Source organism: Candidatus Streptomyces philanthi, from assembly GCF_059553635.1.
The window spans coordinates 26,931-40,694 of record NZ_JCANQV010000007.1; the positions used below are offsets into that span (position 1 = coordinate 26,931).

The 13,764-nt window shown below is 68.1% G+C and carries 13 protein-coding genes; 6 read left to right on the plus strand and 7 right to left on the minus strand.

Annotation, left to right across the window (positions count from 1 at the left end; all coding sequences use genetic code 11):
* Positions 1–33 precede the first annotated feature (33 nt).
* Both AC51EU_RS02205 and AC51EU_RS02210 read right to left on the minus strand, forming a co-directional pair.
* Positions 34–1,116, minus strand: a complete 1,083-nt coding sequence (locus tag AC51EU_RS02205) for an inositol-3-phosphate synthase (protein WP_496264877.1) — start codon at positions 1,114–1,116, stop codon at positions 34–36.
* A 43-nt stretch (positions 1,117–1,159) separates the two neighbouring features.
* Positions 1,160–1,840, minus strand: a complete 681-nt coding sequence (locus AC51EU_RS02210) for a PadR family transcriptional regulator (RefSeq protein WP_496264878.1) — start codon at positions 1,838–1,840, stop codon at positions 1,160–1,162.
* Positions 1,841–2,200: 360 nt separating this feature from the next.
* Here AC51EU_RS02210 and AC51EU_RS02215 point away from each other — a divergent pair, with 360 nt between their 5' ends.
* Both AC51EU_RS02215 and AC51EU_RS02220 read left to right on the plus strand, forming a co-directional pair.
* Positions 2,201–4,873, plus strand: a complete 2,673-nt coding sequence (locus AC51EU_RS02215) for a transglycosylase domain-containing protein (RefSeq protein WP_496264879.1) — start codon at positions 2,201–2,203, stop codon at positions 4,871–4,873.
* 130 nt (positions 4,874–5,003) lie between these two features.
* On the plus strand, positions 5,004–6,485 hold the full coding sequence (locus AC51EU_RS02220) for a glycosyltransferase family 87 protein (RefSeq protein ID WP_496264880.1): 1,482 nt from the start codon (positions 5,004–5,006) through the stop codon (positions 6,483–6,485).
* 91 nt (positions 6,486–6,576) lie between these two features.
* Here AC51EU_RS02220 and AC51EU_RS02225 read toward each other — a convergent pair whose 3' ends face one another.
* The 3 genes from AC51EU_RS02225 to AC51EU_RS02235 form a co-directional block, all read right to left on the minus strand.
* Complete coding sequence (locus AC51EU_RS02225; protein WP_496264881.1) at positions 6,577–7,608, minus strand: alanine racemase; 1,032 nt, start codon at positions 7,606–7,608, stop codon at positions 6,577–6,579.
* Between the two features lie 60 nt (positions 7,609–7,668).
* The gene (locus AC51EU_RS02230) at positions 7,669–8,787 is read right to left on the minus strand and encodes a lipid II:glycine glycyltransferase FemX (protein WP_496264882.1); all 1,119 of its coding nucleotides are present in this window, start codon (positions 8,785–8,787) and stop codon (positions 7,669–7,671) included.
* A gap of 120 nt (positions 8,788–8,907) precedes the next feature.
* Positions 8,908–9,225: a hypothetical protein gene (locus AC51EU_RS02235; RefSeq protein ID WP_496264883.1), complete on the minus strand. Its 318-nt coding sequence runs from the start codon at positions 9,223–9,225 to the stop codon at positions 8,908–8,910.
* 231 nt (positions 9,226–9,456) lie between these two features.
* Between AC51EU_RS02235 and rpsF the strand changes: the two genes are divergently transcribed.
* The 4 genes from rpsF to rplI all read left to right on the plus strand — a co-directional run bounded on the left by rpsF (position 9,457) and on the right by rplI (position 11,243).
* Positions 9,457–9,747, plus strand: a complete 291-nt coding sequence (gene rpsF, locus AC51EU_RS02240) for a 30S ribosomal protein S6 (RefSeq protein WP_383414766.1) — start codon at positions 9,457–9,459, stop codon at positions 9,745–9,747.
* Positions 9,748–9,827: 80 nt separating this feature from the next.
* The gene (locus tag AC51EU_RS02245) at positions 9,828–10,412 is read left to right on the plus strand and encodes a single-stranded DNA-binding protein (protein ID WP_496264884.1); all 585 of its coding nucleotides are present in this window, start codon (positions 9,828–9,830) and stop codon (positions 10,410–10,412) included.
* Positions 10,413–10,541: 129 nt separating this feature from the next.
* On the plus strand, positions 10,542–10,778 hold the full coding sequence (gene rpsR / locus AC51EU_RS02250) for a 30S ribosomal protein S18 (RefSeq protein WP_003978893.1): 237 nt from the start codon (positions 10,542–10,544) through the stop codon (positions 10,776–10,778).
* Positions 10,779–10,796: 18 nt separating this feature from the next.
* Positions 10,797–11,243, plus strand: coding sequence for a 50S ribosomal protein L9 (gene rplI, locus AC51EU_RS02255; protein WP_496264885.1), 447 nt, complete (start codon positions 10,797–10,799; stop codon positions 11,241–11,243).
* A 67-nt stretch (positions 11,244–11,310) separates the two neighbouring features.
* On the opposite strand, the gene AC51EU_RS02260 is transcribed toward rplI, so the two are convergent.
* Entirely contained in the window at positions 11,311–12,195 is an 885-nt protein-coding gene (locus AC51EU_RS02260; protein ID WP_496264886.1) for a trypsin-like serine peptidase, read from the minus strand.
* 39 nt (positions 12,196–12,234) lie between these two features.
* The gene (locus AC51EU_RS02265; RefSeq protein ID WP_496264887.1) at positions 12,235–13,572 is read right to left on the minus strand and encodes an MATE family efflux transporter; all 1,338 of its coding nucleotides are present in this window, start codon (positions 13,570–13,572) and stop codon (positions 12,235–12,237) included.
* Positions 13,573–13,764: the final 192 nt, after the last annotated feature.

Below are 13,764 nucleotides of genomic sequence, written 5' to 3' on the forward strand. Positions count from 1 at the left end.
GTCCGGGAGCCTGCGGAGGGAGGTGGGGGAGCCTCAGCGCTCGACCTCGCCCCGGATGAACTTCTCGACGTTCTCGCGCGCCTCGTCGTCGAAGTACTGCACCGGCGGCGACTTCATGAAGTACGAGGAGGCGGAGAGCACCGGGCCGCCGATGCCCCGGTCCTTGGCGATCTTCGCGGCGCGCAGCGCGTCGATGATGACGCCCGCGGAGTTGGGGGAGTCCCAGACCTCAAGCTTGTACTCAAGGTTCAGCGGGACGTCGCCGAAGGCGCGCCCCTCCAGGCGGACATAGGCCCACTTGCGGTCGTCGAGCCAGGCGACAAAGTCCGAGGGACCGATGTGGACGTTGTCCTCGCCCAGGTCGCGGTCCTTGATCTGGGACGTGACGGCCTGGGTCTTGGAGATCTTCTTGGACTCCAGGCGCTCGCGCTCCAGCATGTTCTTGAAGTCCATGTTGCCGCCGACGTTCAGCTGCATCGTGCGGTCGAGGACGACACCCCGGTCCTCGAACAGCTTGGTCATCACACGGTGCGTGATGGTGGCGCCGACCTGGGACTTGATGTCGTCACCGACGATCGGGACGCCGGCCTCGGTGAACTTGTCCGCCCACTCCTTGGTGCCGGCGATGAAGACCGGGAGGGCGTTGACGAACGCGACCTTGGCGTCGAGGGCGCACTGCGCGTAGTACTTCGCCGCCTCCTCGGAACCGACGGGGAGGTAGCAGACGAGCACATCGACCTGCTTGTCCTTGAGGATCTGGACGACGTCGACCGGGGCCTGAGAGGACTCCTCGATCGTCATGCGGTAGTACTTGCCCAGACCGTCGAGGGTGTGGCCGCGCTGGACCGTCACGCCGGTCTGCGGTACGTCGCAGATCTTGATGGTGTTGTTCTCGCTTGCGCCGAGGGCGTCCGCGAGGTCGAGACCGACCTTCTTGGCATCCACGTCGAAGGCGGCCACGAACTCGATGTCCCGCACGTGGTAGTCGCCGAACTGCACGTGCATGAGGCCGGGCACACGGCTGTCCGGGGCGGCGTCCTTGTAGTACTCGACGCCCTGTACCAGCGAAGTGGCGCAGTTGCCCACACCGACGATGGCTACGCGAACCGAACCCATTTCCGGCTGCTCCCTGTGTTTTCGCTGAAGCCCTGACAGGGCCTCATGTGGTGGTGTCGTCGGACGGGGCCGGCCGGGAATCACCCTGGCGCCGGGACGGACCGTCCGTGTCCCCTGACTGATCCTGCTTGTGCCGCTCCGTGAATCCCGGGGCGTGCCGGTCGCGTCCGGCGCGTTCACTCTCGATGAGGCCGTTCAACCAACGGACCTCGCGTTCCACGGACTCCATGCCATGGCGTTGGAGTTCGAGGGTGTAGTCGTCCAGCCGTTCCCGGCTGCGGGCCAAGGAGGTGCGCATCTTTTCGAGGCGCTCCTCCAGCCGGCTGCGGCGGCCTTCGAGCACGCGCATCCGTACGTCGCGCGACGTCTGGCCGAAGAACGCGAAGCGGACGCCGAAGTGTTCGTCCTCCCATGCGTCCGGGCCGGAGTGGGTGAGCAGCTCCTCGAAGTGCTCCTTGCCCGCTGTGGTCAATCGATAGACGATCTTTGCCCGGCGGCCGGTCAGCCCCGTGGCGGGCGCACCCTCCGGGGAACGGCCCGTGTCCTCGGCGAGCCAGCCATGTGCGACCAGCGTCTTGAGGCAGGGGTAGAGGGTGCCGTAGCTGAACGCACGGAAGACCCCGAGCGAGGTGTTGAGCCGCTTGCGGAGCTCATAGCCGTGCAGAGGGGATTCGCGGAGCAGTCCCAGGACGGCGAATTCGAGGATGCCGGAACGTCTGCTCACCCTCCGCCTCCTGGCCTCGTGCGTTCTTTATCTCGTGCTGATGTATCGATTCGATACATCCAGACGATAGAACGGCGTCCAGGCCGGAACAAGGGTGGGAGTGGTGAACGGCGTCACATCGCTGATTCGTCGTCACCGGCTGACTGATTTGGAGTGAATTTCAACAGTGGGCAGGTTTTGGCCGTGCGTAGTCTGTGCGGCATGCAAAGTGCCGGGAACCACGCGCCCTCATATGGCGTCACCGTCCCCGGTGCGGCGCGGTCCGTGTATCCGGACACGGTCCGCGCTCCGGGGGGATCCGAAGTCAACTGCCGCCTTCAGGCGACGAGATAGCGCGCCTGCCCGAGGAGTATCCGTTCCATGAGCGAGCACCGTCGCAAACCACCACAATCCCAGGGTGGTGGGCGTGCTGCGGCCCGACGCGCCGCACAGCAGTCATCGAGGCGCCGTGGGGCACCTTCGCATGGCTCTGCCGAGCCGGACCAGGACAGGCCGGCGGGCGGACGGGCCGAGGCGCGCCGGGCCGCACAGCGGGGTGGCCGCAGGCGTTCGTCCGATTCCGCCGCGATGGGCTCGGGCGGTGGCCGGGGTGGCGGTCGCGGGCTCCGTGCCGGCGGTGGCGGTGCCGACGGCGGGCGGGGGCGCGGACGCGGTGGGAACCCGGGCAAGAAGCGCTTCATCGACTACCCGAGGGCGGGCCGTGACGGCTGGCGCCGCTTCGTGCCGTCGTGGAAGCTCGTCTCCGGGCTGTGCATCGGGTTCTTCGGCCTGATGGTCGCGGCCGCGGGCATAGGTCTGGCCCTGGTAGAGGTACCCAACGAGAAGGCCGCTGCCCAGCAGGAGAACAACGTCTACTACTGGGCCAACGGCGAAGTGATGGTCCGGGACGGTCAGACGAACCGGCAGATCGTCGATATCTCCGACGTTCCTAAGTCGATGCAGAACGCGGCTATCGCGGCGGAGAACGAAAATTTCTGGCATGACTCGGGTGTGGACCCGAAGGGCATCCTGCGCGCCGTGAGGAACATGGCGACGGGCGGAGAGGTCCAGGGTGCCTCGACGATCACTCAGCAGTACGTCAAGAACGCGATGCTGACCCAGGAGCAGACGCTCGACCGCAAGATCAAAGAGCTGTTCATCGCCATCAAGCTGGGGTGGAAGACCGACTACAAGCCCAAGATCCTCCAGGGGTACCTCAACACCAGCTACTTCGGCCGTAGCTCCCTGGGCATCCAGGCCGCCGCCCAGTCGTACTACGGCAAGGACGCCTCCAAGCTGAAGCCCGACGAGAGCGCCCTGCTGGCGGCCGTCCTCAAGGGCGCCGATCTCTACGACCCCGCCGGAGGCATGGGGCCGCACTCCTCGCCCCGGGAGAACACCAGGCGCGCCAAGGAACGGTGGAAGTGGATCCTCGACCGCGAGGTCGAGGTGGGGCTGATGAGCAAGGCCGAGCGCGCCAAGTACACCAAGTTCCCGATGCCCAAGACGCCGAAGGCGACGGCCGGCAAGGCCGGACAGGTCGGCTACCTGATGGACACCGCCAAGAAGTACGTGCTCAAGACCACCGGTATGAGCCCGGCGGTGTTCGACAAGGGCGGCTACCAGATCTACACGACCTTCGAGAAGAAGAAGGTCAAGGCGCTCGCCGACTCGGTGAAGAAGGTCGACAAGCGCTACATCAACCCCGACAAGCGGGAGAAGGACAGGTACGTCCAGTTCGGTGCCGCCTCGGTGGTGCCGGGGACGGGCAAGATCGTCGCGTTGTACGGCGGCGAGGGATTCGACAAGGGGCACTTCAGCAACAACGCCGACACATTCGGCGTGCCCGTCGGCTCCACATGGAAGCCGTTCGTCCTCGCGGCGGCGATGGAGTACGGGACGAAGGCGAGCGGGGGGCAGCCACTGTCACCCGACAGCCGGTACAACGGCAATGACCACCTCAAGGTCAAGGACGCCGACGGCAACTACGTCCTCAACAAGGACAACACGCCCTTCTACCAGGTGAACGAGAGCCCGCACCCCTGGGGCTACATCACGCTGACCAAGGCCATGGAGCAGTCCGTCAACACCCCGTTCGTCCAGCTCGGCATGGATGTCGGCATGAGCAAGGTGCGGGACATGGCCGAGAGGGCGGGCATCTCCGAGGGCAGCTTCGACAAGAACCTCAACCCGTCCTTCGCCCTGGGCACCTCCACCCCGAGCGCCATCCGCATGGCGAACGCCTATGCCACGTTCGCCAAGGAAGGCATGAAGGTGGAGCCGTACTCGGTGACCAAGGTGGTGCACCACGGTGAGACCCTGCCGGAGTTCAAGAAGCCGAGCCAGGAAACGGCGATGAACCCGAACATCGCCAACAACGTGACCAAGACGCTGGAGAACGTCATCCAGAACGGTACGGCCAAGGAAGCGCAGCGCCTGGGCCGGCCGGCGGCGGGCAAGACCGGTACCACCGACGAGAACAAGTCGGCCTGGTTCGTCGGCTACACCCCGCGGCTCTCGACGGCGGTCACGATGTTCCGTGAGGACCCGCACAACCCGCGCCAGCTGTCGATGAACGGCGTCGGCGGCTTCGACTCCATTCACGGTGGTGCGCTGCCGACCGAGGTGTGGACCGAGTACATGCTGAAGGCGCTGGAGGGCACCCCCGCGGAGCCCTTCCCGACGGCTCAGCCCATCGGCCAGCAGGTCGACGAGCCGGGTATGCCGGAGAACAGCCCGACCCCCACACAGGAGCCGGAGCACTCGCCGACGCCGTCCAAGGAGCCGTCGGAGCCCGCCACCCCGTCGCACTCGCCGAGCCCGACCGCGACCGAGACCTGTGCGGAATGGGACCCGGAGTGCCAGGACACCGGTGGGGCAGCCACCGGTGGAGGACCGGGCGGCGGTCCCGGCGGTGGCCCCGGTGGAGGACCGGGCGGCAGGCCGGGCGGTGCCACCGGTGGTGAGGAGACCGAGACGCCTGATCCGTCCACGGGTGGGGCAGGCCCTGGCGGGGATTGGATCGGTGGCACACCAGGCGGCCACGATTCATGATCGTCGTCGGTTTCACGTGAAACGGCGTCCCTGTTTCACGTGAAACGCGGTGCGGAGAAGCCCCCGACCCGGCTCGACCGGGCGGGGGCTTCTCCACGTTCCGGCACAGACGGTGCGGCAGGATGGGCGCATGACGAGCGTGCGACAGGACGAGCCGGTACGGCCCACGCAGCGGGACGAGGTGGCCGCTTCCGGCAGCGAGCTGATCGGAGGGCCGATCGGCCGGCGCGCGCTGCTCGGGACGAGCAGGCTGACGCCGGTCCGGATCATCGCGCTGGTCGCCATCGGTGTGTTCGCGCTCGGCATGGTGCAGAAACTGCCCTGCTACAACGGCGGCTGGTTCTTCGGCGCCACCGCCCAGTACACCCACGCCTGCTACTCCGACATCCCCCACCTCTACGCGGGCCGGGGATTCGCCGACGGACTCATCCCGTACTTCAACCGGCTGCCCGGCGACATGGAGTACCTGGAGTACCCGGTGCTCACCGGCCTCTTCATGGAAGTGGCCTCCTGGCTGACCCCGCACGGGGGCGCGCTCCAGCACCGCGAGCAGATCTACTGGCTGGTGAACGCGGGCATGCTGATGGTGTGCGCCGTGGTGATCGCGGTCTGTGTGACCCGCACCCACCGGCGGCGCCCCTGGGACGGTCTGCTGGTCGCCCTGGCACCGGCCTTGGCCCTGACCGCCACCGTCAACTGGGACCTGCTGGCCGTCGCCCTCACCGCCGCCGGCATGCTGATGTGGTCACGGCGCCGACCGGTCGCCGCCGGACTCCTGATCGGGCTGGCGACCGCGGCGAAGCTCTACCCCGTACTGCTGCTGGGACCGCTGCTGGTGCTGTGCTGGCGCGCCGGGACCTGGCGCGCCTACGGCAGGACGCTGGGCGGTGCCGCGGCCTCCTGGCTCGTGGTGAACCTGCCCGTGATGATCGCGTACGACGGAACCGGCTTCCACCTCCGCGAGGGCTGGGCGAAGTTCTACACCTTCAGCCAGGAGCGCCCCATCGACTTCGGCTCGGTCTGGCTGCTGATCTCACAGCGCACCGGCAACCCCCTGGAGAACGCCAATGTCTACGCCACGCTCCTGATGCTGGTGGGCTGCGCCGCGCTCGCCCTGCTGACGTTCGCCGCGCCGCGCCGTCCGCGGTTCGCGCAGCTCGCCTTTCTCGTCGTCGCGCTGTTCGTCCTGACCAACAAGGTCTACTCGCCGCAGTACGTCCTGTGGCTGATCCCGCTGGCCGCGCTGGCCAGGCCGCGCTGGCGTGACTTCCTGATCTGGCAGGCATGCGAGGTCATGTACTTCCTGGGCATCTGGATGTACCTCGCCTACCTCGGCAACGGCGACAAGCACCAGGGACTGCCGGTGGAGGGCTACCAGCTCGTGATCGCCGTCCATCTGCTGGGCACCCTCTACCTGTGCGCCGTCGTCGTCCGCGACATCCTGCTGCCGGAGCGCGACGTGGTGCGCCGCGACGGCGCCGACGACCCCTCGGGCGGCGTCCTGGACCACGCCCCCGACGTCTTCACCCTGGGACGGGTCACCGGCAGCTCGCGGCACGCGGTGCGGTTCGAGGCGGTTCCACAGGTCAGCTGGGGTACCGCCCGGAAATGAGTCCGGTGGCCGGACACGACGGAGGGGCCCGGCGCGCGGCGGATGTCCGCGCGCACCGGGCCCCTCGGCGTCGGTGGAGGGTGCCGTGCGGTCAGTGCTCCACGAGGCGGTCGTACTGCGTGGTGGTGTGCCGCAGATGCGCTACCAGCTCCTCGCCCACCTTCGGCTCGGGGGCGTCGCCGGGGACGAACAGGATCGAGACCTGCATGTGCGGCGGCTCGGCGAACCACCGCTGCTTGCCGGCCCACACATACGGCGAGAGGTTGCGGTTGACGGTCGCCAGCCCGGCGCGGGCCACGCCCTTCGCCCGGGGCATCACCCCGTGCAGGGCCTTGGGCGACTCCAGACCGACGCCGTGCGAGGTGCCGCCCGCCACGACGACCAGGCAGCCGTCCGAGGCGGCCTTCTGCTGGCGGTAGCCGAAGCGGTCGCCCTTGGAGACCCGGGTGACGTCGAGGACGGAGCCGCGGTACGTCGTCGCCTCGTGGTCGCCCAGCCACAGCCGGGTGCCGATCCGGGCGCGGAACCGGGTCTGCGGGAACTGCTGCTGGAGGCGGGCGAGCTCCTCGGCCTTGAGATGGCTGACGAACATCGTGTGCAGCGGCAGCCGGGCGGCCCGCAGACGGTCCATCCAGCCGATGACCTCCTCGACGGCGTCGGAGCCGTCGGCGCGGTCCAGCGGCAGGTGGATCGCGAAGCCCTCCAGGCGGACGTCCTCGATGGACGCGGCCAGCTTCGGCAGGTCCTCCGGCAGGACGCCGTGCCGCTTCATGCTGCTCATGACCTCGATGACGACCCGGGCGCCGACCAGGCCGCTGACCCCCTCGACCGAGGAGACCGAACGGATCGCGCGGTCGGGCAGCGGCACCGGCTCCTCGCCGTGCCGGAAGGGCGTGAGGACGAGCAGGTCGCCGCTGAAGAAGTCCTTGATGCGGGCGGCTTCGTAGGTCGTGCCGACGGCCAGGAGATCGGAACCGAGCAGCGTCGCTTCTTCGGACAGACGCTCGTGGCCGAAGCCGTAGCCGTTGCCCTTGCAGACCGGGACCAGCCCGGGGAACTGCTGGAGAACGCTCTGCTGATGCGCCCGCCAGCGCGCGGTGTCGACGTAGAGGGTGAGCGCCATGGCCGGCCCGGAACCTTTCTCGTGGCTGGGGAGTGGGGGGAGAGGAACAGTGGGGTGGGGTCAGCGGCGCGACATGTAGATGTCGAGCGCTTTGTGCAGCAGCTTGTTGAGCGGGAAGTCCCACTCACCGAGGTACTCGGCCGCCTCGCCGCCGGTGCCGACCTTGAACTGGATCAGGCCGAAGAGGTGGTCGCTGTCCTCCAGCACATCACCGATGCCCCGGAGGTCGTAGACCGTGGCGCCCAGCGCGTAGGCGTCGCGCAGCATCCGCCACTGCATGGCGTTGGACGGCCGGACCTCGCGCTTGTGGTTGGCCGAGGCGCCGTAGGAGTACCAGACATGGCCCCCGACGATCAGCATCGTGGCGGCGGCCACGTTCTCGCCCTCGTGCCGGGCGAAGTACAGCCGCATGCGGTTGGGGTCCTCGCTGTTGAGCGCGGACCACATCTGCTGGAAGTAGCCGAGCGGACGCGGACGGAAACGGTCACGCTCTGCGGTGATCTCGTAGAGCCGCTGCCACTCGGCCAGGTCCTGGTAGCCGCCCTGGACGACCTCGACGCCGGCCTTCTCGGCCTTCTTGATGTTGCGGCGCCACAGCTGGTTGAAGCCCTTGTGGACATCCTCAAGTGAGCGGTTGGCCAGCGGCACCTGGAAGACGTAGCGGGGCTGCACATCGCCGAACCCGGCGCCGCCGTCCTCGCCCTGCTGCCAGCCCATGCGGCGCAGCCGGTCGGCGACCTCGAAGGCGCGGGGCTCGATGAACGTCGCCTCGACGTCCCGCAGGCGCTTGGCCTCCGGGTTCTGGATGCCGGACTTGATCGCCGCGGCGTCCCAGCGGCGGATGATGACCGGCGGGCCCATCTTCACGGAGAACGCACCCTGGTGCTTGAGATGGCTGAGCATGGGCTTCAGCCACTCGTCCAGATTCGGCGCGAACCAGTTGATCACCGGCCCCTCGGGCAGATATGCGAGGTAGCGCTTGATCTTGGGGAGCTGACGGTAGAGGACCAGACCCGCGCCGACCATCTCACCGGTGCCGTCGAACCACCCCAGGCTCTCCGACCGCCACTCGGACTTGACGTCAGCCCAGGCCGGGACCTGCATGTGGCTCGCCGCCGGCAGGCTCTGGATGTACGCCAGATGCTGCTCTCGGCTGATGGTCCTCAGGGTCAGGCTCATGCGGGGCGCTCCTCGGCAGGTGTGTCCCCGTGTGGTCGGGGCTCCGGCTCTCGCGCCGAAGCCTACTGGGGAGCACCCCGTGCGGGTGTACGGGAGCCCGCGCCCGCCTGCGTCCGGCCGTCAGCCGATGACGCCGCCGAACAGCCCGCCGTGGGCCATGCCGAGGAAGAGGCCGAGGGCCGATGCGCCGAGCCCGATGATCAGCAGGAAGCGTTCACCGGTCGTCGCGGAGACGAACTGGCCCCACGCACCGGTACAGACCCCGATCAGGCCGGTCCAGGAGCTCAACAGGTGGAGATGGGGGAATTGGGCGGTCAGGAATGCGGTGGCGCCGAGCAGAAGAGTGACGACGGCGAGGGTGTTCTCGACCGGATGCGCCTTCCCGTCGCTGTTCAGGAGCGAGAGCAGGCTGCGCTGGGTCCGTATTGCCTGTGCCATGCGGCACCTCCCAAAGAGAGGGCGGCGATCTGTAACGCCGCTCACACCCGTTGTGTCCCAGGGTGAGGGCTCTCCTGGGCGGATTTCAACCGGAAGCCCTGAGGCAGGTACTCTGTACGGTCTGCGCCCGTGTATGCCCGGATTCCCCCGGGCGGCGCGGCGCGGAACGCATCACGACCCTCCTGCCACGGAACGACCGTGGCCGCTGAGTCCAAAGGAGGTGGGTTCCACATGCGTCACTACGAGGTGATGGTCATCCTCGACCCCGATCTGGAGGAGCGCTCCGTCGCCCCCCTGATCGAGAACTTCCTTTCCGTCGTCCGTGAGGGCAACGGCAAGGTCGAGAAGGTCGACACCTGGGGCCGTCGTCGTCTCTCGTACGAGATCAACAAGAAGCCCGAGGGCATCTACTCGGTCATCGACCTGCAGGCCGAGCCTGCGGTCGTCAAGGAGCTCGACCGTCAGATGAACCTGAACGAGTCGGTCCTCCGGACCAAGGTCCTCCGTCCCGAGACCCACTGAGCGCTCACGCGCCAGCGGTGATCGGGTCCGAGTAGCAGCAACACCAGCAGCCAGCAGCACACCCGCCGAGAGGTTCCCCCATGGCAGGCGAGACCGTCATCACGGTCGTCGGCAATCTTGTCGACGACCCCGAGCTGCGCTTCACCCCGTCCGGTGCGGCGGTCGCGAAGTTCCGCGTCGCGTCCACCCCCCGCACCTTCGACCGTCAGACCAATGAGTGGAAGGACGGCGAGAGCCTGTTCCTGACCTGCTCGGTGTGGCGTCAGGCGGCGGAGAACGTCGCCGAGTCCCTCACGCGGGGCACCCGCGTGGTCGTCCAGGGCCGTCTCAAGCAGCGGTCGTACGAGGACCGCGAAGGCGTGAAGCGCACGGTCTACGAGCTCGACGTCGAGGAAGTGGGCGCGAGTCTGAAGAACGCCACGGCCAAGATCACCAAGACCGGTGGTCGCGGTGGCCAGGGCGGCGGCTTCGGCGGTGGTCAGCAGGGTGGCGGCGGCTGGGGCGGCGGCCCCGGCGGCGGCCAGCAGGGCGGCGGTGCTCCCGCCGACGACCCCTGGGCGACCAGCGGTCCTGCCGGCGGTGGCCAGCAGGGTGGCGGCGGTGGCTGGGGTGGGAACTCCGGCGGAAACTCCGGCGGCGGCTACTCGGACGAGCCGCCCTTCTAGGTCCGTACGGCCGCTCGCGTGCGCTGTTTCACGTGAAACGACGCGTTGTTTCACGTGAAACGGCACAGCGGAACGGCCTGGGGCCCAAGGGCGTCAGCACACACTTCTTGAATTTACTGGAGAGAGACAATGGCGAAGCCGCCTGCTCGCAAGCCTAAGAAGAAGGTTTGCGTGTTCTGCAAGGAGAAGATCTCCTACGTCGACTACAAGGACACGAACCTGCTGCGGAAGTTCATCTCCGACCGCGGCAAGATCCGTGCCCGCCGGGTCACCGGCAACTGCACCCAGCACCAGCGTGACGTCGCCACGGCCGTGAAGAACAGCCGTGAGATGGCGCTGCTGCCCTACACCTCCACTGCGCGCTAAGGGAAGGGTGACCGAATCATGAAGATCATCCTCACCCACGAGGTCTCCGGCCTCGGCACCGCCGGCGACGTCGTGGACGTCAAGGACGGTTACGCCCGCAACTACCTGGTCCCGCGCGGTTTCGCGATCCGCTGGACCAAGGGTGGCGAGAAGGACGTCGAGCAGATCCGCCGCGGTCGCAAGATCCGCGAGATCGCCACGATCGAGCAGGCCAACGAGATCAAGGGCCAGCTTGAGGGCGTCAAGGTGAAGCTCGCCGTGCGTGCCGGCGAGGCCGGCCGCCTGTTCGGCTCCGTCACCCCGGCCGACGTCGCCTCGGCGATCAAGGCCGCCGGTGGTCCGGACGTCGACAAGCGTCGCGTCGAGCTGGGCTCGCCGATCAAGACCCTGGGCGCGCACCAGGTCTCCGTGCGTCTGCACGCCGAGGTCGTCGCGAAGCTCGGCGTCGAGGTCATCGCCGCCTGAGCACCGTAGCGTCACGCCGAAGGGCCGTACTCCGTCACCGGGGTGCGGCCCTTCGCCGTGGGTACGGTCAGTCCTCGTCCTGGGCCCGCTGGTACAGCTTCGCGATCTCGTCGCCGAAGTACACCGCGTAGGACACGTCGTCCTCGTCGCCGCCGCCCTCATGGCCGCCGAGGACGCCGATGACGGTGCCGGAGCGGCTCTTGTCGTCGAAGTCGATGAGCCAGGGGCTGCCGCTCGTACCGCCCTCGAAGTCGGTGCACTGGATGCGGAGCTGGGTGTCGCTGTACTTCGTGGTGCGGTTCTGGCAGGAGATCGGGGTATTGCGGCTGGTGGGATAGCCGGTGATCTTGACCTCGTTGTGGTAGCCGCGGTCGGTGCCGAGACTGTTGCCGCCCAGGACGTCCTCGATCTTCTTGCCCTTCTTGTCGTCGAGGATGAGGAAGGCGACGTCAAAGTCCTCGTCGTTCGACTTCTTCCAGCGGTCGTCGACGATCACCTTCTTGACCTTCCACAGGCCGGTGGGTTCGTCGCCGTCGCGGTAGTCCGGGGCGAAGACCAGGTCGTCGACGGGCTTCCCGGTCGAGTTCTCGACGGCGCAGTGCGCGGCGGTGACCAGCATGTTGCGGCCGGGGCTCTGCACCACGCTCCCGGTGCAGAAGTGGTCGCCGGAGTCGTCCTTCTCGAAGATCGCGCCAATCCGGGCGTTCTCCTCGGTACGACGGGGGGTGTAGGCGCTGCCCTCGTCGGTCGGCGCCGTCGCCGAGGGGTCCTGGTCGCGAGGTGGCTCGCCGGACTCGCCCGGCTCACCCGACTTGCCGAAGCCGCCGTGCCCGCCGGCCGCGAGGGCATCACCGGATGTTCCGCCCTGTTCCGTGGCATAGCCCACCACGGTGGCCGCTCCGAGGACCACCAACGTCAGAGGCAGGACGGATTTCCTGGCAAGCAGTCGCACACGGTCATTATCAACATCACTTCGTGGATTGGGCGAGGGTCAGCGGGAGGCTCCGATCACAATCCACCGGCCCGAGCGGGCCCGCAGCCACAGTGTCAGCAGGCGGACGGTCATCATCAGACCCATGGCCCACCACAGGGCCGTCAATCCGCCGCCGAGGGCGGGCACGGCGAGCGCCACCGGGGCGAAGACCGCCAGTGTCACCAGCATCGCGCCCGCCAGATAGGGCCCGTCGCCCGCGCCCATCAGCACCCCGTCGAGGATGAAGACGATGCCGGAGACCGGTTGGACGAGCGCGACGACCAGCAGGGTGACGAGCAGGGGGTCGCGTACGGCGGGGTCCGAGGTGAAGAGCGGGACGAAGAGCGGCCGTGCGAGAACGACGAGGAGGCCCAGGACGACGCCGGAGGCGATGCCCCACTGGACCATGCGGCGGCAGGCGGCCCTGGCGCCGTCGGGATCGCCCGCGCCGAGGTAGCGGCCGATGATCGCCTGTCCGGCGATGGCGATGGCGTCGAGGGCGAAGGCGAGCAGGGACCAGAGAGTGAGGACGATCTGATGGGCGGCGATCTCCGCGTCACCGAGCCGAGCGGCGACCGCGGTGGCGATCATGAGGACGGCGCGCAGCGACAGGGTGCGTACCAGGAGCGGCACGCCGGCCTGGGCGCTCGCCCGTATCCCGGCCGCGTTGGGCCGCAGCGAGGCACCGTGCCGACGGGCCCCGCGGATCACCACGGCGAGGTAGACGGCCGCCATGCCGCACTGGGCGATGACCGTGCCCCAGGCGGAGCCGGCGATGCCGAGTCCGGCACCGTAGACAAGGCCGAGGTTGAGCGCGGCGTTGGCGGAGAAACCGCCGATGGCCACGTACAAGGGGGTCCTGGTGTCCTGGAGGCCGCGGAGGACCCCTGTGGCGGCGAGCACGATGAGCATCGCGGGGATACCGAGTGTGCTGATGCGCAGATAGGTCGTGGCGTACGGTGCGGCGGTGCCGGAGGCGCCGAAGAGTTCCACGAGCCGGGGAGCGGTGGGCAGCACCACCGCGATCACCGCGGCGCCCAGGAGGAGGGCGAGCCAGATGCCGTCCATGCCCTGCCGGATGGCGGCGGGCAGATCACCGGAGCCGACCCGGCGGGCGACCGCGGCGGTGGTCGCGTAGGCGAGGAAGACGAAGACGGAGACGGCGGTGGTGAGCAGCGCGGCGGCGACGCCCAGGCCGGCCAGCTGGGGGGTGCCGAGGTGGCCGATGACGGCGCTGTCCACCATGACGAAGAGGGGTTCCGCGACGAGGGAGCCGAAGGCGGGGAGGGCGAGCGCGATGATCTCGCGGTCGTGGCGGCGGGCGGTGTGCCGCGGCGTCGCGGGAGCCTGTGTCATGCGCACAATCTAATCTTCCACAGGTAAGAGATGTAAAGGGCTCTCACTCCTTACTTTCCGTGGTGCGGAGCTCCCTTCTCCGTGCCGTTTGTCGCGATCTTGAACAGGTTGCCGAAGTTTTTCTCCCCCACAGCCTATGGATGAGAAAGGTGCAGGTCAGAGCGGTGCGAGTGGGGTGATTGTGTGCTTGTC